Genomic DNA, 18682 nt, shown 5'->3' with positions numbered 1-18682 from the left:
CATGAGCTTGTGAATTAACGCATAATAAACAGCCAGAACACAGCTGCCAGAATAAAGCGGTAGATTGCGAAATGGGTGGGTCTGATCTTCTGAATCATCTTCATGAACGCTACCACAACCACATATGCAACCACAAATGAAATCACAAACCCGATTGCGAAATCCATAATCGTATCTTTCGTAAAATATTGATAGGAATCGAGCAGTTCATAACCTGATGCCGCGCACATAATCGGGATTGCAATCAGGAACGAAAAGTCTGCGGAAGCCTTATAGCTGACCCCGCTTAGCATACCGCCCGAGATGGTCGATCCGGAGCGTGAAAATCCCGGCCACAGCACAGAGATAATCTGATAAAGACCAATGGCCAGCGCCTGGCCGTAAGATATATCATCCAGCTCGTGAGCCGTGATCCGGATCTTCCGCCGGTTCACCCATTCCGCAACAATCATCAGAATCCCGCCGGCGACAAGCGCCCAGAGTACAGTGGGGGCTCCAAAGAGACTTTTGATAAAATCACGGGCTATGAAGGCTACCGCAAGCGCCGGTACAATTCCTAGAAGAACATGGATCAGGTTCAGCCTTGAAGCCGGCATGACTCCGCCTCTGCTTGTGCGGCGGCGCCCGATGCCCAGCAAGTTCAAAATCCGTTGGCGGTACACCAGCGCAATAGCCAAAATGGCTCCAAGCTGAATGACAATCTCATACGTCTTCATAATCGGTGACTGCTCATCAAATCCGAGCAGCTTGGTTGTTAAAATCATGTGTCCCGTGGATGATACCGGGATAAATTCGGTTATTCCTTCTACAATTGCCAGAATAATTGCTGTAATAGTATCCATATAATCCTCCTGATTCATAGAAAATGAAACCTAATGCGGCTTGTGATCCTAGTACTCATACACAATAAAGTCAGTACCTATACAGACCTATTCTCCCAGCGGAGAGACTCGCTTTCTTCAAGGCTTCCCGGACGCTGCAGTTCCATCCGCAGCAAATCCCTCAGGAAATGAGGCAACAGATACAACGGTTCGGTTCCGTTTGCAATGCTCTCATACCCTGTGCGGAACGTGAACATATCCAGTGTTCCTACTGAATATATGGCATCGTCCTCCAGCGGTTCCCCGGCAACAAAAACGGCAATACCGTTATCATAAGGCATGACTCTTGGATCGTACAGGATTTTTAATCCATCCACAGCCAGGCTGCCCAGTACCTTTCCCCGGAATCCGTAGCCGAAAATCGCCTTGGTCCGATACTCTTCCGTAAGGCTCTGCTCAAGAGCCTTGCGAATGTCCTCACCCTTAAGCTGAACAACACAGGCATTAATCGGAGAGGGACACAGCGCATGCAGTATGCCTGCAGTAATGTTGCCTGCTGGCAGAGATTCAAGCAGTTGACCGCTATTGACGATTGATACAGGTGCTCCTGTATAGCGCCTTACAGCCTGCGCCAGAAGGTTGCCGAAAGGAGATTCTCCCTGCGTATCCAGCACAAGCTCGCGGTCGGTCATGGCTACTGTCTCGTTAAGAACCTCCCGCCCATGCTGTAAATGCAGTGCCGCCGCAGGGAATATCACATCCTCGGTAAGTGACGGGTCTACGGGAAAACATTGGCCACTTGCCAGCACAAAGGGATTACCGGCAGACGCCCGCTCAAAAATAAGACGTCCCACATAACGGCCGAACTTACCGGCACCGCAGACCGCAGTTCCGTTAATGATCTGCGGCGTCTCCAGCATATGATGGGTATGGCCGCCAAGAATAGCATGAACCCCCTTCAGATTCTCAGCCAGCCGTTGATCTGCCGGAAGTCCCAGATGGGAAAGAATAATCAGAAGATCTACCTGCGGAGCCAGCAGTTCACATTGTTCACGAAGCGCTTTCTCCGGGTCCAGTGCATCCCAACCCAGCAGTGAATAAAAAGAAGCAAAAGCCGCGGTAGCTCCAGTAACCCCTATCCTGATACCGCCCTTCTCCAGGATCGCATGGCGCTTCATCCAGCCGGGAGGCTCTCCGGTAGTGCTCTCCAGAATGTTGCAGCATACCACCGGACACTGGATACCTGCATACAGGGCAGAGAGTATCTCCCGGGAAAAGGTCAGCCCTTCATTGTTGCCTATAGTTACGGCATCGTAACCAGTCAGGTTAATCATATCGATATTCGCCTGTCCCATGGTCCCCTCAGTCTCTATGGAGAACCGGTCCATATGATCGCCAATATCCATTACCAGCACAGGCTCGTCCCCTGCTATTGCCTTCAGCTTGGCTATTTCAGCAGCAACGGGGCTCATCATTTCAAAGTGGCTATGTATATCATTGGTGTGAATTAGGGTCAACCTTTGCAATGCCCGCTCCATATGCTTCTCTTTTCTCCCACCTGTAAAGCCGTTTTATGATTAGCGGCAGGCTTGTAATCTTATAGAGCCTAGCATAACATTTTCAGGCTCAATATGGTATATTGGAAACATTATTGAAAGTTCCATAATCCATACATTCCGAGGTGAATTAAGCATGCATATGACTATTCGTCTGTTCGCCGGTCTGGCCGAAATCATCGGTTCCTCCTCGCTGGCCTTCCATTCCCATGAGACTCCGCTTACTGCCGGAAGACTCAAGGAACTGCTCTCTGCCTCCTATCCGGATGCCGCCCCCCAGATCAAAGTGTCCCTGGTGGCCATTGATCATGAGTATGCGCCGGAGGACTCCGTCATTTCCGAATCTTCCGAGGTAGCGCTTATCCCTCCCGTGTCTGGAGGAGAACCGGCTGAAGAAGACCTGGGAACACCGGATGGACGGTTCAGCATTACGGGCCAGCCCCTTAACGGAGAAGCTCTGCTGGACAAAGTGCTGGATGAAGGTCATGGTGCCTCCCTGCTCTTCGTCGGCACAACCCGTGAGATGACCGGCACCCAGCGTACAACAGCATTGTACTATGAAGCATATGTCCCTATGGCCCTCTCCAAGCTGCAGGAAATCGGCAGGGAGGTCGAGGAGAAGTGGAATGCCCGCTGTGCCATTGCACACCGGACCGGACTTGTAGGCCTTAAGGAAGCAAGCGTGATGATCGCCGTATCTGCCCCTCATCGTGATACCTGTTATGAGGCGAGCCGATATGCTATTGAGAAGCTGAAAGCAATAGTACCCGTATGGAAAAAAGACATTGGCGACACCGGAGAACAGTGGCTTGGGTCGGATTCCAATGCTATGAATTACCGCACTCTGTAACCGCCTATGAATAACTTTTCCACCTATTGAATAATCTTAACTTTGTTGCTATGCTGGAAAAAATCGCTATAGTAAGGTGGCATAGTCATTGAGAGTACACGTGACGGATCTGAAACCGGGGGATTCCCTCCGGATGGATACCTTTAGCTCAAAAGGGCTGCATGTTTTGCCCAAAGGAACACAACTCCAAATAGAAGAGATCAGTAAACTGATGCAGCTTGGAGTAGATTACGTTGATATCGAATCCATTCAGGAGAATCCGGCGCCTTCCATTAGATCGTCTGTCATCGAGGCAGCTTCCAGTAATTTCGATTCCATGATTGACGGTTTTGAATCGGTGTATATGGAAGCGTTAACCAAGGGCAGCTTCAATCAGACGGTGGTGGATGATATCCTTCAGCCTTCGCTGAAATCCCTGGACAAACACAAGGATGTGGTTTCCTTACTGTTATTGCTTGACCGGGAAGACAATTATACTTATAACCACTCGTTGCAGGTGGGCATGCTTTCTTATTATATAGCAACATGGCTTGGATATTCCAAGAAGGAATGTTATGAGATCGGCCGGGCCGGCTATCTCATTGATATCGGCAAATGCCGGATTTCCCCAGACATTCTGAACAAACCAGGCAAGCTGACTGCAGCAGAATTTGACGAAGTCAAACTACATACGATTTATGGCTATGAAATAATCCGCAATTCCATGGATGACCCCAGCACCGCCCTTGTGGCACTTCAGCATCATGAACGTGAAGACGGTACCGGGTATCCCCATCAGTTGACCAAAGATGATATTCACCCTTATTCCCAGATCGCTGCTGTGGCCGACATCTATAGCGCCATGACCTCTCACCGGATATATCAATCTAAGCAGGAACTGATTTCCGTTCTTCGTGAGATCAATACCCTCAGCTTCGGCAAGCTGAACGGGAAACCGGTTCAAGCCTTTATCCAGCATCTGATGCCCAATTTCATTGGCAAACACGTGCTGCTGAACACAGGGGACATGGGTGTGATCATCATGAACAATCCACTCGACGTCTTCCGTCCGCTCGTGCAGAGCGGTGGCAAATTTCTGGACCTGTCCCGCGAACGCAAGATTACGGTGGTGGAGATTTATATGGAATAGGAGGCGATCCCTCCCATACGGATTTCCGATCCCTCCCGATCCTTCCCAAGCCCTCCCTTAGCCAAGGGAGGGCCTTCAAGGGTTCACCCCCTGGGCACCCGGAGCCGATCGAAGTCTGGGGCTGTAGCAGACGAAAGGAATGTTCGGCGCACCAGTCCGCTTTGAAGCTCCATGCTTAACTGTGCAATGGACTGAAGCCTCAGAGCTATACTGGCGTAACTGGCTTGACCTACAGGGAGTCCCCATTAGAAGTCCCCATTAGGACCAGAAATATTCTAATTGTGTCCTGGATTTACAGAGTATGTGTTCAGTTATCCGGCCCGGCAGTGAGCTCAATTGGAAAAAGTGAACTTAAATTACTTCTTCCTGCTTCCCGGCAAGTTATAGTTGGAGAAAAGGAACCTAATTCGGCCGTTTTCCATCGTTTTGGTTGAATTTCCTTCAATTAAGTCTACTTTTTCCCACTTTACCCTCGTTATAACGATTTTCCATCTATTTAAGTGGACTAATTCCACTTCACGTAACTTTAGTTCTTACACGCTACTCTTTTGCCTTCTGCGCCCACCGTCCCTCCTGCACAGCAGAACACTTTAGCTCCAAACCCCCTCGCTCTAAGAAACTATTCCCAATTTTACATAATTATCTATAACAAAAGGTAATTCTATCTCCTAAATCATAAGCAAAACAGGAGGCTCCCTCACCGGACGGTTTGGGAATCTCCTGTTTGTATCATAAGCTTGGTTTCTGCATGTTTCGTGTGTTTCAGCTTAACCACAGGCCGTAGCTGCTTGCAGCCCCCTCCTACAGTTCCTCACCATTGCTGGCGATGACTTTTTTGTACCAATGAAAAGAATCCTTCTTCGAACGGTCCAAGGTTCCGTTGCCTTCGTCATCCAGATCCACATAGATAAACCCGTAGCGCTTCGACATCTCCGAAGTGGACATGCTCACCAGGTCAATGGGTCCCCAGCTGGTATAGCCGATCAGCTCTACTCCGTCTTGGATAGCTTCCTTCATCTGCGCGATGTGCTGGCGAAGGTAGTCAATCCGGTAGGTATCATGAATAGATCCGTCTGCTTCCACCTTGTCATAAGCGCCCAGGCCGTTTTCTACAATAAACAAAGGTTTCTGGTAACGGTCGTACATCGTGTTCAGCATGATCCGCAGCCCGATGGGGTCAATCTGCCAGCCCCATTCGGAAGCCTTCAGATACGGGTTCTTCACACCGCCGAACAGGTTGCCTTGTGCCCGCTCGCCTTCCGGACTGGCCGATACGGTCAGCGTCATATAGTAGCTGAATGCCACATAATCCACTGTGTGAAGCTTGAGAATCTCATCGTCACCCGGTTCTTTCAGGAGAACCACATGATTCTCTGAGAAGTAACGCTCCATATATTTGGGGTACTCGCCACGCGCATGCACATCCGTAAAGTACAGATTCATCTGATTCTCATGCTGATTGAGACGCACATCCTCAGGGTTGCAGGTATTGGCGTAACTCTCCATCCGTGCCAGCATACAGCCCATTTGCGAGCCGGGAATGATCTCATGCACCAGCTTGGTTGCCAGCGCGCTTGCTACAAATTGGTGATGAAGCGCCTGATAGATCGTCTGAAGCTTGTTCTCCGCCCGGTCAATCACAACTCCGCCTCCAGTAAAAGGGCTCAGAGTCATCATATTAATCTCATTGAAGGTAATCCAGTATTTCACCTTTTCCTTGTAACGACGGAAGACAGTCTCTGCATAACGGGTATAGCAGGTGATGACTTCGCGTGAAGCCCAGCCGTTATATTTCTGTGTCAGGCCCAGCGGCGTCTCGTAATGGGCCAGTGTTACCAGGGGCTCGATGCCGTATTTATGCAGTTCATCAAATACATTGTCATAGAACTGCAAACCGGCTTCATTCGGCGCCGCATCATCACCATTCGGGAAGATCCGCGCCCAGTTGATCGACAGGCGGAAGACCTTGAATCCCATTTCGGCAAAAAGAGCAATATCCTCTTTATACCGGTGATAGAAATCCACCCCTTCACGCTTCGGAAACCGTGCGGTGAACTCCCCGGACAGGATCTGATCGATCCGCTCGGATGTAATTTCAATAGCATGATCATTGCTGCGCTCGGCCTTAGGCACATAAGCGACCATATCCGCACTGGACAAGCCTTTGCCGTCTGCATCATATGCACCCTCGAGCTGGTTGGCGGCGGTTGCACCGCCCCATAAGAAGTTTTCCGGAAATCCTTTTTGGATTGCAGTCATCTGTTACGCTCCTTCTCCTCCAGTGTGGCTTCTGCCCCCTCTGGCTTCTAGTGTATTAGTGTTAGCAAAAGCTCGCCGTTTCTTGCTTCCGTACCCGTATTCTTCAGGACATCCAGATAACCGGCAGAGTTGGTTACAATCACAGGTGTTGCCGTCACGAATCCGGCTGCGCGGATTGCATCCACATCGAACTCCAGCAGCAGCTGGCCCTTTTCGACTTTGTCACCTTCCTGCACCTTTTTATGAAAATGCTTGCCCTTCAGCTTGACTGTGTTGACCCCAATATGGATTAACAGCTCCGCACCGCCTTCAGAGGTGATACCAATGGCATGACCCGTAGGGAATACGGTCGTTACAGTCCCATTCACTGGAGAAGTCAATACGCCGGAGGATGGCTCTATCACAATCCCTTTTCCCATTGCCCCTGTGGCGAAAGCTTCATCAGGCAGACTTTCCAGCGGCAACAGCGCACCCGTAAGCGGACTGAAGATCAACTCTTTATCGATTTGTGTAATTTCCTGGTTCACAAACGGCCGGGAAGTATTCTCTGTAGCCGCTGCTTCAGGGTCGTCAAACCCAAGCACGAATACCAGAATAACGGCCAGTACAAAGGCCACCACAATCCCTATAGCCGCCCAGGCAAATCCTGTACCGAAATACGTTGGCAGCGCAAGCAGCCCCGGCAAGGAGAAGGCAATAGCTCTGGCACCACCTGCAGCGATAATTGCTCCCCCTATTGCCCCTGAGATACAGGCGTAGATGAATGGCTTTTTAAGCTTCAGGGTGACCCCGTAGATGGTTGGCTCGGTGATCCCGAACACAGCAGCCAATGTAGATGATCCGGATAACGCTTTTAACTGCGTATTCTTGGACTTCAGGAACACGCCGAATACAGCACCAGCTTGTGAGAGTACAGCCGCCGCCAGAATCGGCAGCATGGTATCGTAACCAAGAGTAGCAATGTTGCTGAGCATAATCGGGACAAAGCCCCAGTGAACACCAAAGATAACGAACACCTGCCAGAACGCTCCGGCGATGGCCCCGGCGACAAGCGGACTGAGATTATACAGCCAGGTGTACCCGGAAGCCAGTCCTTCACTGATCAGAGAGCCCACAGGCCCAAACGCCAGGAATGTCAAAGGAATGACAATCAGCAATGCGAACATCGGAACCAGGATATTTCGAACCGATTCATGGATAATCGAACGGAACCCTTTCTCTACATAGGATTGTACCCATACCGCCAGAATGATCGGAATAACGCTGGAGGAGTAATTGACCAGTACAATCGGTATTCCCACAAAGCTCAGCGTTCCCGTGGAGCCGACAGCAGCAATGACCGACGGGTAGATTAGTGCTCCGGCTATGGCGATGGATACGAATTGATTAGCTTTAAACTTGCGTGCCGCCGTTACCGCGAGGAATATCGGCAGGAAGTAGAACACACTGTCCGACGCCGCATTCAGAATCAGGTAGGTACCGCTTGTGGCGCTGATCCACTTCAGTGACAGAATTAATGCCAGCAACCCTTTGAGGACCCCTGCACCTGCAAGTGCCCCGAGTATAGGAGAAAAGATACTTGAAATAATATCTACTGCTTTACCGAGAACACCTGTACTTTCGGAGGAATCATCATCTTTGCCGCTTCTCTCCGCATCCTGTAAGGAGGTCTCCTTCATGATCTGATCAAAAACCTGGCTGACATTGTTTCCGATGACGACCTGGAATTGGCCGCTGTTCTCGACTACTGTGATTACACCTGGTGTTTTTTCGAGTGCCGCTTTATTCGCCTTCCCATTGTCCTTCAGCTTGAATCTCAACCGTGTGGCGCAGTGGAAAACCGAATTCACATTCGATTCACCGCCAACAAGCGCGATGATCTGTTTGGACAAGTCCTTGTTGCTCATATTGTTTGCTCCTTTAAATTAAGATGGATATATTTTGTGATCGTTGCAGTAGGGTTAGGATGTGCCAGCAGTTATCTTTAATTCCTCTGCAAACAAGAAAAACCTGAACTCACAGCAAAAGGAAACGTCAATTCACGCTTATTTTGCCATCAGTTCAGGTTTTGCCTGCCTTACCAGTAACACCCTGTCAGATGATCGTATTTAGTTGTCTGTTCCTTATCCTCTTGGCGATACCACCCCTATTCCAGGCTGTTACGCTCCGTGACACGCTGGATGTGAATCGTCAGGTAGACGTATTCGTCCTTGCTCAGGCTCTGGGCATACGCTTTTTCCAGATAATCATTGATTTTGTTTGCGCATTCAAAAGCTTTGACATACGTCTGCTTGACCTGATTGTACAAGAAGTCCTCTCCACTGTTGCTGGTTTCCTTCTTCAGTACCCGCATGGAGAAATACTGTAAATGCGTCAGGAACCGCGAATAATTGAGTGAGCTATCATCCAGCACCACCTTATAATGATAGGTGACGATGTTGAGAATATTCTGGACAATCTCTGTCATTTTGATCGTGGACTTCATTTCATTTCCGTCCATTTTCGCATTCACCAGATGCAGTGCAATGAAGCCCGCTTCATCCTCACCTAACGCAAACCCGGTAGCCTTCTCAATAAATTTCAGCGCGTCCATTCCGATGGAGAATTCCTTTTTATAGAACCGCTTGATTTCAAACAACATCGCATTTTTCAGGAAAATCCCCTTCTCCATACGCTGCACAGCAAAGTGGATATGGTCCGTTAAGGTTAGATATAGATTATCGCTGAGCTCGGTGCCCAGAATCCCGTTGGCATAGGTTACGATTTCACTCGCCAGCTCCAGATGAGCCACTGGAATATCATTCAGCAGTTCGGTTAACCGGGCCGTAAATTCGTTTTCATTAAGTAGGAAGATTTTATCGACTTTGGCGGGATCCACATAATCGCCTGCCACTTTATTGAAGGAAATGCCTCTTCCCATCACAATAACTTCCTTGCCCTTCTGGTTTTTCGTCAGGAGCACGTTGTTGTTCAGCACCTTCTCAATAATCATCTGTAGTCACCTCCTGTCACATAGTTTGTACAAAAAAAGCCTAAGTTGATCCCAATATCATTAATTAAATGATACTCGAATCAGCTTAGGCATTGCCCGCGTTACCGGTCACAATCCTGTATTACTGCTATTGTAGCATAAATAAAAGCGATTACAAGGCTTTCGTTATTAATTTTACGGAAAAATTATTTCCAGAGTCTCTCCCCAGGTTTGGACCATTGGTCCCATGGCGAGGCTGATAGCAGATACTACGTAAGGCTTATGCTCACGAACTAGGCGGATGCTTATGAACCCCGTTTGTTCGAGGGTGTTCAACGATATGAATACAATCAACACTTACTAGGAGGTAAAAATGCTGGACATTCATCAACGGCTTGCAGAGTTGTATACCTTAAGCCGCAAGCGCCCGTTGACAGACGATGAAGTAGCCGAGCAACGGCATTGCCTGCAGGCAAACGCCAAGTACTGCTGGGAAATGGCACGGCTGAACAATGAAGCCAGGCTTGCCGCAGATACAGATGATGCTGAGTGGCAGCAGGAGATCAGCGCGCAAATGTATGAAGTCAGGGTGACCGGCAGAGCAGGCAAAAGGCGCAAATAAAACAGCCCCTTCCTCACATGAATATGCCGGAAAGGGCTGCTGCTGTTATATTCTACAGGAAGCGGAACTGCGCTTCGATCAAGCCGTTATAGATGCCGTCACGCGCTGTAAGCTCGGCATGGGTACCTTCTTCTTTGATCTCGCCGTGATCCAGTACGACAATCTTATCCGCATGCCGGATGGTAGACAGCCGGTGGGCGACGATGAAGGAGGTCCGGCCCTGAAGCAGAATTTTCAGCGCCTCCTGAATCTTGATCTCCGTCTCGGTGTCAATGCTTGCTGTCGCCTCATCCAGGATCAATATCCGCGGATTGGCCAGCAGCGCACGTGCGAAGGACAACAGCTGGCGTTGTCCCATGGAGAGCGCACTTCCGCGTTCCTCGACCTCAGTCTCGTAACCACCAGGCAGCTTGCTAATGAAATCATGGGCGTCCACTGCCTTTGCCGCATCCTCGACCTCCTGGTCCGTAGCATCCAGCCGCCCGAAGCGGATATTATCCCGGATTGTCCCTGAGAAAATAAACGTATCCTGCAGCACGATCCCGATCTGCTCGCGCAGACTCTGCAGCGTCACGTCACGTGTATCCCTGCCGTCGATGGTGATCCGTCCGCTCTTGATATCATAGAACCGGCCGATCAGGTTGATGATGGTGCTTTTTCCTGAGCCCGTATGACCGACAAGCGCAATCGACTGGCCGGCCTTCACATCGAGATCGATGCCTTTCAGGGCTGCCCGGCCTTTTTCATATTCAAACACTACCTTATTAAATTGAATGTCGCCCTGAATCTTCGGCAGCGGCGTTGCCCCTGGTTGGTCTTGTACGGCAGGCTGCTCATCCAGATACTCAAAGATCCGTTCCGAGGAAGCCATCGCCACCAACAGCTGGTTATACATCTGGCCCAGGCGGTTGATCGGGTCCCAGAAGTTGCTGACATAGGTACTGAATGCCACTAGAAAGCCCACGGTAAGATCACCGGTCTGGATCAGGTATGCCCCGAACCAGAAGAGAATCATCGTTCCGAAGCCGCCTGTAATTTCAATAATCGGTCCAAACGCCTGGTTCATCGCCGACGCCTTGTTCCAGGATTTCCGGCTATCCATATTCATGGCGTCGAAATAGTTCATGTTCTCCTGTTCCTGGGTGTAGGCCTGGGTCACTCTGATCCCTTGAATCGACTCATTCAAATGGGAATTGATCCGCGAGTTCTTCATCCGCACATCCTGCCAGGCAATCCGGATCTTCTGGCGCAGCTTGGTGGAGACAAAAAACATAACCGGTACAGTGATCATCACCGCAAGCCCCAGCTTCCAGTTGATCAACAGCAAAATCACCATGATTCCGATTAATTGCACACTGTCGATCATCAGATTGACGACCCCGTTGGTGAACAGATCCTGCAGGGAGTTGATATCATTGGTGACCCGAACCAGCACCGAGCCGGCCGGACGTTTATCAAAAAAGTTGAAGGAAAGCTTTTGAATATGCCGGAACAGGTCTGAGCGCAAATCGTATATGACCCGCTGCCCGATTACATTCGTGTATTTAATCCGGTAGACCCCAGCGATCCATTGGATCAGATAGAGTACAATTACAGCAGCCGTCAAGGTGTACAGCAGGGTCAGACTGGGATTCCCCGACTTCGGAGCAATCGCCTTATCGATAGCCATACTCGTCAGGTAAGGGACCGTCAGCTTCGTAATCGTGCCGAGGATCATCATCACCGACACGAGCGGCAGCATTTGCCTGGCATAAGGCTTCATATAACTGAACAGCCTGGTGAACTGCTTCCAGTCGAACGCCTTGTCAATGACGTCATCATCCTTGTACACGAACCGTTCGTCTAGCGTTTGCTCCTGGGCCGAACCTTGCTTCATTTTTACGGATTTCTCTTGGTTAGCTTCCAGCTTCATGCCGTATCACCTGCCCCTCTTCCATTGTCCCTGGCCAGATAATCAGCATACTGAATCCGGTAGACATCCTGGTAAGGACCAGGAACCTCTATCAGCTCATGGTGGGTACCCTGCTGAACCATATGACCTTCATTCATGACAATAATCTGATCGGCATGCCGCAGCGAGGAGATCCGGTGGGCAATAATCAGGGTGGTCCGTCCGCGCATAACCTCCTGGAATCCGGCCTGGATCTCATGCTCGGTCTCCATATCAACGGCACTGGTGGCATCATCGAGGATTAGAATCCGCGGATTCTTCAGGAGTGCTCTGGCAATCGCAATACGCTGCTTCTGACCGCCTGAGAGTCCCATCCCCCGTTCGCCAACCACCGTATCATACCCGTCCGGCATTTCCATAATAAAATCATGAGCCTTCGCTAATTGTGCGGCACGGATGATCTCTTCCATGCTCACATTCTTCAGGCCGTACGAAATATTGTTGCGGATGGAGGAGGAGAACAGGAACGTCTCCTGGAAAACCGTAGCAATCTGTGACCGCAAGCTGCGCACATTATATTCACGGATATCGACACCATCCAGGGTTATGCTGCCTTTATTCACATCATAAGCCCTCATCATCAGCTGGATAATGGTTGACTTCCCGGAGCCGGTACCGCCCAGGAACCCGATGACCGCCCCTGGCTTGGCGCTGAAATGAATGTCCTTGACTGCAGGCATTTTGTTGCCGTAGGCAAATGTCACGTGATCAAAGACGACTTCGCCCTTTACTTCAGCTGCCACAAGCTCACGGGCATTATCTTTATCCTTTACATCGATAGGCTGGTTAAGCACCTCAAGCACACGTTCTCCCGAAGCTTTGGATTGCGTATAGTTGTTGATATGGAAGCCAAGACCCCAGACAGGGCCGATAATATACCAGATTAAGCTGAAAAAGGCTACAAGCTCGCCAAGCGACATCCGTCCCTTAATGACCAGTGTTCCGCCAACCCCGAGCAATATCGCTACGCTGACCGATGCCAACAGCTCCATCACCGGAAAAAACTTGCTCCACAGCTCCGCGGCAAAAATCTGATTATCCTTGTAGCGTTCATTACGGTGTGAGAACTTCTCTACCTCGAAGGATTCTCTGGCGAACGACTTGACCGTCCGCACACCGGTAACATTCTCCTGGACAGCCGTTGTAAGAGCGCTAAGCGCAAGCCGCATCTCCTGAAAGGCCGGGTGAATCTTGGATTCGAATCGGAATGCAACAGCAGCCAGAAACGGCATAGTGATCAGTGTGACAAGGGTCAGCTGCCAATTGATCGTGAACATCATAATGGAGCCAAACAGCACCATAAAAAACACATTGAGCAGTTGGGCAAATCCGAAGCCGATGAACAGCCGGATGGCCTCAAGATCCCCGGTCAGCCGGGACATCAGGTCACCTGTCTTCGCCGTGTCATAATAGCGGAAAGACAGGAATTGCAGCTTCTCATAGCAGGCATTGCGCAGGCGGTAGGCCAGAAAGTTACCCAGCCGTCCTCCGAAAAATCCATGCCCAAACTGCAGACAAGCCTTAACAAAAACCACAGCCAATACGCTTAGAGCAAGAACGGGCACCTCAGTAAACTTCATGGGCACAATAACATCATCAATCAAACGTCTTAACAAGTTGGGGGTAATAAGCCCCACTGCAGTTGCGGCCGCCAAACAAACAATCGACAGAATCAGATAGTGCAGCTTCTCCCGATAAAAGCCCCGCAGTTGCCTGAGAACATCCATATCTCTCCTCCTTAAAGCTTTAGATTTTTAGCGCTTCCATTTTTAGTGACTTTATGCAGTTTATCACCCCTGATTTAATGCGGCAAAGGGGAGAAATCACCGTTTTCTCGGTTTTTCCCGAAAGAATCGGTCTTCCTCTCCAGGAAAAGGACAGCTTCAGCTTTAAATGCTTCCATTTCCTCCAAAATCCTATTGGATTAAGATTATCCAAGATTCAGCCTGTTTTCCTGCTGGTGAGTACAGACTTTTAATGTATTTTATGTATATTTATTCTTTCCGAATAAATTGACGCAACGAAAAAGCTGCCTTCTCAAACAGATTCATCTGTTAAAGAAGACAGCCTAAATCAAGAAGAAGACGAACTTTACAGTTCGCCTTCTGCCCTTTACTTTTTGTTTTTGTTAACCGATGGAGCCTTCCATCTCGAACTTGATCAGACGGTTCATTTCTACCGCATACTCCATCGGCAGCTCTTTGGTGAATGGCTCGATGAAGCCCATGATGATCATCTGAGTCGCTTCGGCTTCGGTAAGGCCCCGGCTCATCAGGTAGAACAACTGCTCTTCGGAGACCTTGGAGACAGTCGCTTCATGCTCAAGCACGATGTTATCGTTCATGATCTCATTGTAAGGAATCGTGTCCGAAGTGGACAGGTTATCCAGAATGAGCGTATCACATTTGATGTTGGATTTCGCACCTTCCGCCTTACGGCCGAAGGAAGCAAGACCACGGTATGTTACCTTACCGCCGTGTTTGCTGATCGACTTGGAGACGATCGTCGAAGTCGTGTCCGGAGCCAAGTGAATCATTTTGGCACCTGCATCCTGATGCTGGTCCTTGCCGGCAACCGCAATGGACAATACAGAACCTTTGGCTCCGCGGCCTTTGAGTACCACTGCAGGATATTTCATGGTCAGCTTGGAACCGATGTTGCCATCGACCCACTCCATCGTAGCGTTCTCTTCCGCAACGGCACGTTTGGTAACCAGATTGTAGATATTCGGTGCCCAGTTCTGAATGGTTGTGTAACGAACGCGTGCGTTCTTCATACACAGAATCTCAACCACCGCACTGTGAAGCGAGTTTGTGCTGTAGATTGGAGCCGTACAGCCCTCTACATAATGCACGAAGCTGTCTTCATCGGCAAGAATCAGTGTACGCTCGAACTGGCCCATATTCTCGGAGTTAATACGGAAGTAGGCCTGGAGAGGCACTTCGCATTTCACACCCTTTGGAACATAGATGAAGCTTCCGCCAGACCATACCGCACTATTCAGTGCAGCAAATTTATTATCCGTAGGCGGGATAATCGTACCGAAGAACTTTCTGAACAGTTCCGGGTGCTCACGTAGTGCTGTGTCAGTATCGGTGAAGATCACACCCTGGTCTTCAAGGCTCTTCTGCATGCTGTGGTAGACAACCTCGGATTCGTACTGCGCGGAGACCCCGGCCAGGAACTTCTGTTCCGCTTCCGGGATACCCAGCTTGTCGAAGGTCTCTTTAATCTCGGAAGGAACTTCCTCCCAAGTCTTACCTTGCTTCTCGGATGGTCTTACATAATACTGGATTTCGTCAAAATCCAACTCGTCAAGATTACCGCCCCAATTAGGCATCGGCATTTTGTAGAATTGCTCCAGAGATTTCAGACGGAATTCCAGCATCCACTCCGGTTCATTCTTGATGGCGGAGATTTCTTTAACAATTTCGGCCGTAAGTCCCTTACCAGACTGGAATATCGACTTATGCTCGTCACGGAACCCGTATTGGTACTCTTCCATATCAGGCGCTTTCTTAGCCATGGTGTCAGCCTCCTTGTTTTTAGTGTTCTTGATGATGCTCTTCTTCCACGTCTATACCTTTGCGAAGTGCATTCCATGCGAGGGTCGCACATTTGATCCGCGCCGGAAATTTATTAACACCGGAAAGGGCTTCGATATCTTCATAGTCTCCAAAATCCACTGCATCCCCCTTCATCAGGGAGGAGAAGCGGTCAGCCAGCTCGAGTGCATGCTGGACGGTCTGGCCTTTGACCGCTTCCGTCATCATGGAAGCCGACGACATGCTGATTGAACAGCCTTCGCCGCTGTAACGGGCATCCTTGACGATGCCGTCCTCCACCTTTAGCTGAAGCGTAATGCGGTCACCGCAGGTTGGGTTGTTCAGTTCAATCTTCAGAGCGTCATCTGCAAAAGAACCACGGTTCCGGGGATTTTTATAATGATCCATAATTACGCGTCTATACAAGTCATCCAAGTTCATAGGCGAAATACTCCTTTGCCTTGATTAAAGCCTGCACCAGCGCATCTACATCCTGTTCCGAATTGTACAGGTAGAAGCTGGCACGGGCGGTCGAGCTGACCTGCAGCCAGCGCATCAGCGGCTGGCAGCAGTGATGCCCGGCACGGACAGCAACGCCTTCAGCATCCAGCACAGTAGCCACATCATGAGGATGAACATCCCCAAGATTGAAGGTGACCACACCGACCTGCCGGCTGCGAGGACCATAAATAGTCAGTCCGTCCACCTCCGAGAGGCGCTCTTCCGCACATGCGGCAAGCTCCATCTCGTGGCGGTGTATTTCATCCATCCCGATTTCCTGAAGGAAATCAATCGCTGCCCCGAGGCCAACAGCACCGGCGATAATCGGTGTACCGCCTTCGAATTTCCATGGAAGCTCTTTCCAGGTGGATTCATACAGACCCACATCATCGATCATTTCACCGCCGAACTCAACAGGCTCCATTGCCTCTAGCAAGGCTTTTTTGCCATACAAGGCGCCTATACCTGTAGGTGCAAGCATCTTATGACCGGATAATGCGTAGAAATCGCAGTCCAGGTCCTGAACATCCACCTTCATATGCGGTGTGCTCTGAGCTCCGTCCACAACAATTACAGCGCCGTGACGGTGAGCGATGGCTGCCAGCTCTTTTACCGGATGGGTAACACCCATTACATTGGAGACATAGGCGATGGCGACGATCTTGGTTCTATCCGTTATCGTCTCCTCGGCATCTGCAAGTGTAATCGTTCCATCCTTCTGCAGCGGAAGGAATTTCAAGGTTGCCCCTGTCTTCTTCGCAAGCTGCTGCCATGGAATGAAGTTGCTGTGATGCTCCATCTGGGTGATGACAATTTCGTCGCCTTCACCCACATGGGCCGGGCCGTAAGACGAAGCCACAATATTCAGGGCGGTTGTTGTACCGCGGGTAAAAATAATCTCCTTCGTGCTGCGGGCATGAAGGAATTTGGCCAGCTTCTCGCGGGCTCCTTCATATGCATCCGTAGCGCGGCTGCCCAGTGTATGGACACCGCGGTGCACGTTAGCGTTATCCCATTCATAATAAGACTTCACGGCCTCAATGACCTGACGCGGCTTCTGTGAGGTTGCCGCGCTGTCCAGGTACACCAGAGGATGTCCGTTGATTTTCTGGTTCAGTATGGGAAATTGCTCCCGGATGGCGCTGTTAATCATTGGCCTAACTTCCTTTCCACAAGAGATTGGAGCTGATTGCGCAGTCCCTCCAGTGGAATTTGCGACACTACAGGTGCAAGGAAGCCGTATATAATCAGTGTTTCTGCATCATGCCGTGAAATCCCCCGGGACATCAGGTAGTACACCTGCTCGTAATTGACCTGTCCTACGGAAGCGGCATGGCCTGCTGTAACATCGTCTTCATCAATAAGCAGAATCGGGTTGGCGTCGCCACGTGCTTTGGGACTCAGCATCAGAACTTTCTCCGTCTGCTGGCCATCGGCCCGGGTTGCGCCTTTCTCAATTTTCGTAATACCGTTAATAATAGAGGTTGCGGAATCGCGCATTACTGCACGGGTAATCATATCGCTCGGTGTGTTTTTGCCAAAATGCTGGGCCTGTGTTGTATAGCTGAGCTTCTGCGCGCCCGATCCCACTGCGATGACTTTGGCATCCGAGCTGGATCCGTTGCCTTTCAGCACGGACTTGGTGTCGCTAGCGGTATCACCGTAGTTCATCTCGCCTACAATCCATTCAATCGTTCCATCATTCTCAACAATAGCGCGCCGGTAAGTCACGTCGGTCGTATCCTCACCCAGCTGATGAACCGTAGCATAACGCACCTTGGCACCAGCGCCTACAAATACTTCCACCGCACCGTTGTGTAGTCCGGCTTCCGCTTTGTCCGATACATAGTTGTCGACATAGGTCAAAGAACTATTAGCTTCGGCTACAATCAGAATATGCGGAACAAAAGCAGCTTCAGCATCATCTGTGAGCAGAACCGCCTGCAGCGGGGTCTCAATAATGACGTTCTTAGGTACATAGAGGAATACCCCGCCGTTCCAAAGGGCCGCATGCAGCGCAGCAATGGAATGCTCGTCAGGCAGGACAGCTTTGTGCAGATAACGCTGCACCAGATCCCCATGCTCTTTGACTGCTGTTTGCAGATCAGTGAAAATAACGCCCTGAGCCGCTAGCTCCGGAGCAAGCCGGACATACACGGCGCTGGAGTTGCGCTGAATGATCAGACTGCCTTCCTCCTGATCCTTGATCAGAGCCGCAACAGAAGCAGGGGCTTCACTAAGTGAAGTAATGGTCTGGCTTGCTTTGTAGCTTCCATAAGTATTCACATTCCAGCGGTCAATCCGGGTCTTCTCCAATTTCGGCAATGCCAGCCCAGCGGCCAGCGTAAGTGCGTTCAAACGGCTGTCCTTCAGCCAGCCCGGTTCGCCGCTGCTCTGCGACAATTCGCTGAGCAGCTGTGCATCCACCGGAAGAATGGTTTGCGTCGTCATAAGTGGTTTCCTCCTTCCTGGCGTCT

Annotated in this window: 14 protein-coding genes; 3 read left to right on the top strand and 11 right to left on the bottom strand. The window is 50.2% G+C overall.

Going from position 1 to position 18682, the window contains the following annotated elements:
* Nucleotides 1-14: 14 nt before the first annotated feature.
* Together A3848_RS05235 and A3848_RS05230 are read right to left on the bottom strand one after the other, a co-directional pair.
* On the bottom strand, nt 15-842 hold the full coding sequence (locus tag A3848_RS05235; RefSeq protein WP_074083910.1) for an undecaprenyl-diphosphate phosphatase: 828 nt from the start codon (nt 840-842) through the stop codon (nt 15-17).
* A gap of 77 nt (nt 843-919) precedes the next feature.
* Nucleotides 920-2359 (bottom strand): bifunctional metallophosphatase/5'-nucleotidase, encoded by a 1440-nt coding sequence (locus A3848_RS05230; protein ID WP_074083909.1) that lies wholly within the window; start codon nt 2357-2359, stop codon nt 920-922.
* A gap of 154 nt (nt 2360-2513) precedes the next feature.
* Between A3848_RS05230 and A3848_RS05225 the strand changes: the two genes are divergently transcribed.
* Together A3848_RS05225 and A3848_RS05220 are read left to right on the top strand one after the other, a co-directional pair.
* On the top strand, nt 2514-3227 hold the full coding sequence (locus A3848_RS05225; RefSeq protein WP_074083908.1) for a molybdenum cofactor biosynthesis protein: 714 nt from the start codon (nt 2514-2516) through the stop codon (nt 3225-3227).
* 88 nt (nt 3228-3315) lie between these two features.
* A complete protein-coding gene (locus A3848_RS05220) occupies nt 3316-4356 on the top strand; it encodes an HD-GYP domain-containing protein (protein WP_074083907.1) in 1041 nt (346 codons plus the stop codon).
* Between the two features lie 801 nt (nt 4357-5157).
* Here the strand turns inward: A3848_RS05220 and A3848_RS05215 are convergent.
* The 3 genes from A3848_RS05215 to licT all read right to left on the bottom strand — a co-directional run bounded on the left by A3848_RS05215 (nt 5158) and on the right by licT (nt 9607).
* Nucleotides 5158-6615 carry a glycoside hydrolase family 1 protein gene (locus A3848_RS05215; protein WP_074083906.1) on the bottom strand — a complete coding sequence of 486 codons (1458 nt, stop codon included), beginning with the start codon at nt 6613-6615 and terminating at the stop codon, nt 5158-5160.
* Nucleotides 6616-6662: 47 nt separating this feature from the next.
* A complete protein-coding gene (locus A3848_RS05210) occupies nt 6663-8522 on the bottom strand; it encodes a beta-glucoside-specific PTS transporter subunit IIABC (RefSeq protein ID WP_074083905.1) in 1860 nt (619 codons plus the stop codon).
* A gap of 239 nt (nt 8523-8761) precedes the next feature.
* A complete protein-coding gene (licT, locus tag A3848_RS05205) occupies nt 8762-9607 on the bottom strand; it encodes a BglG family transcription antiterminator LicT (protein ID WP_074083904.1) in 846 nt (281 codons plus the stop codon).
* A gap of 352 nt (nt 9608-9959) precedes the next feature.
* Between licT and A3848_RS05200 the strand changes: the two genes are divergently transcribed.
* Nucleotides 9960-10208 carry a DUF7667 family protein gene (locus A3848_RS05200; protein WP_074083903.1) on the top strand — a complete coding sequence of 83 codons (249 nt, stop codon included), beginning with the start codon at nt 9960-9962 and terminating at the stop codon, nt 10206-10208.
* A 52-nt stretch (nt 10209-10260) separates the two neighbouring features.
* On the opposite strand, the gene A3848_RS05195 is transcribed toward A3848_RS05200, so the two are convergent.
* The 6 genes from A3848_RS05195 to sufD form a co-directional block, all read right to left on the bottom strand.
* Nucleotides 10261-12084, bottom strand: coding sequence for an ABC transporter ATP-binding protein (locus A3848_RS05195; protein WP_074084050.1), 1824 nt, complete (start codon nt 12082-12084; stop codon nt 10261-10263).
* A 32-nt stretch (nt 12085-12116) separates the two neighbouring features.
* Entirely contained in the window at nt 12117-13886 is a 1770-nt protein-coding gene (locus A3848_RS05190) for an ABC transporter ATP-binding protein (RefSeq protein ID WP_074083902.1), read from the bottom strand.
* Between the two features lie 401 nt (nt 13887-14287).
* The gene (gene sufB, locus A3848_RS05185; protein WP_074083901.1) at nt 14288-15685 is read right to left on the bottom strand and encodes a Fe-S cluster assembly protein SufB; all 1398 of its coding nucleotides are present in this window, start codon (nt 15683-15685) and stop codon (nt 14288-14290) included.
* 19 nt (nt 15686-15704) lie between these two features.
* Complete coding sequence (gene sufU / locus A3848_RS05180) at nt 15705-16145, bottom strand: Fe-S cluster assembly sulfur transfer protein SufU (RefSeq protein ID WP_074083900.1); 441 nt, start codon at nt 16143-16145, stop codon at nt 15705-15707.
* On the bottom strand, nt 16132-17358 hold the full coding sequence (locus tag A3848_RS05175) for a cysteine desulfurase (protein ID WP_074083899.1): 1227 nt from the start codon (nt 17356-17358) through the stop codon (nt 16132-16134). Before A3848_RS05175 ends, sufU begins: the two co-directional genes overlap by 14 nt.
* Nucleotides 17355-18656 carry a Fe-S cluster assembly protein SufD gene (gene sufD, locus A3848_RS05170; RefSeq protein ID WP_074083898.1) on the bottom strand — a complete coding sequence of 434 codons (1302 nt, stop codon included), beginning with the start codon at nt 18654-18656 and terminating at the stop codon, nt 17355-17357. The genes A3848_RS05175 and sufD overlap by 4 nt, the downstream gene beginning before the upstream one ends.
* Between the last annotated feature and the right edge of the window lie 26 nt (nt 18657-18682).

Origin of the sequence: Paenibacillus sp. P32E (assembly GCF_001909085.1) — a bacterium.
In the GTDB taxonomy this organism is placed as follows: Bacteria; Bacillota; Bacilli; order Paenibacillales; family Paenibacillaceae; genus Paenibacillus_AQ; species Paenibacillus_AQ helianthi.
This window is presented reverse-complemented; position numbering and strand designations above follow the sequence as displayed.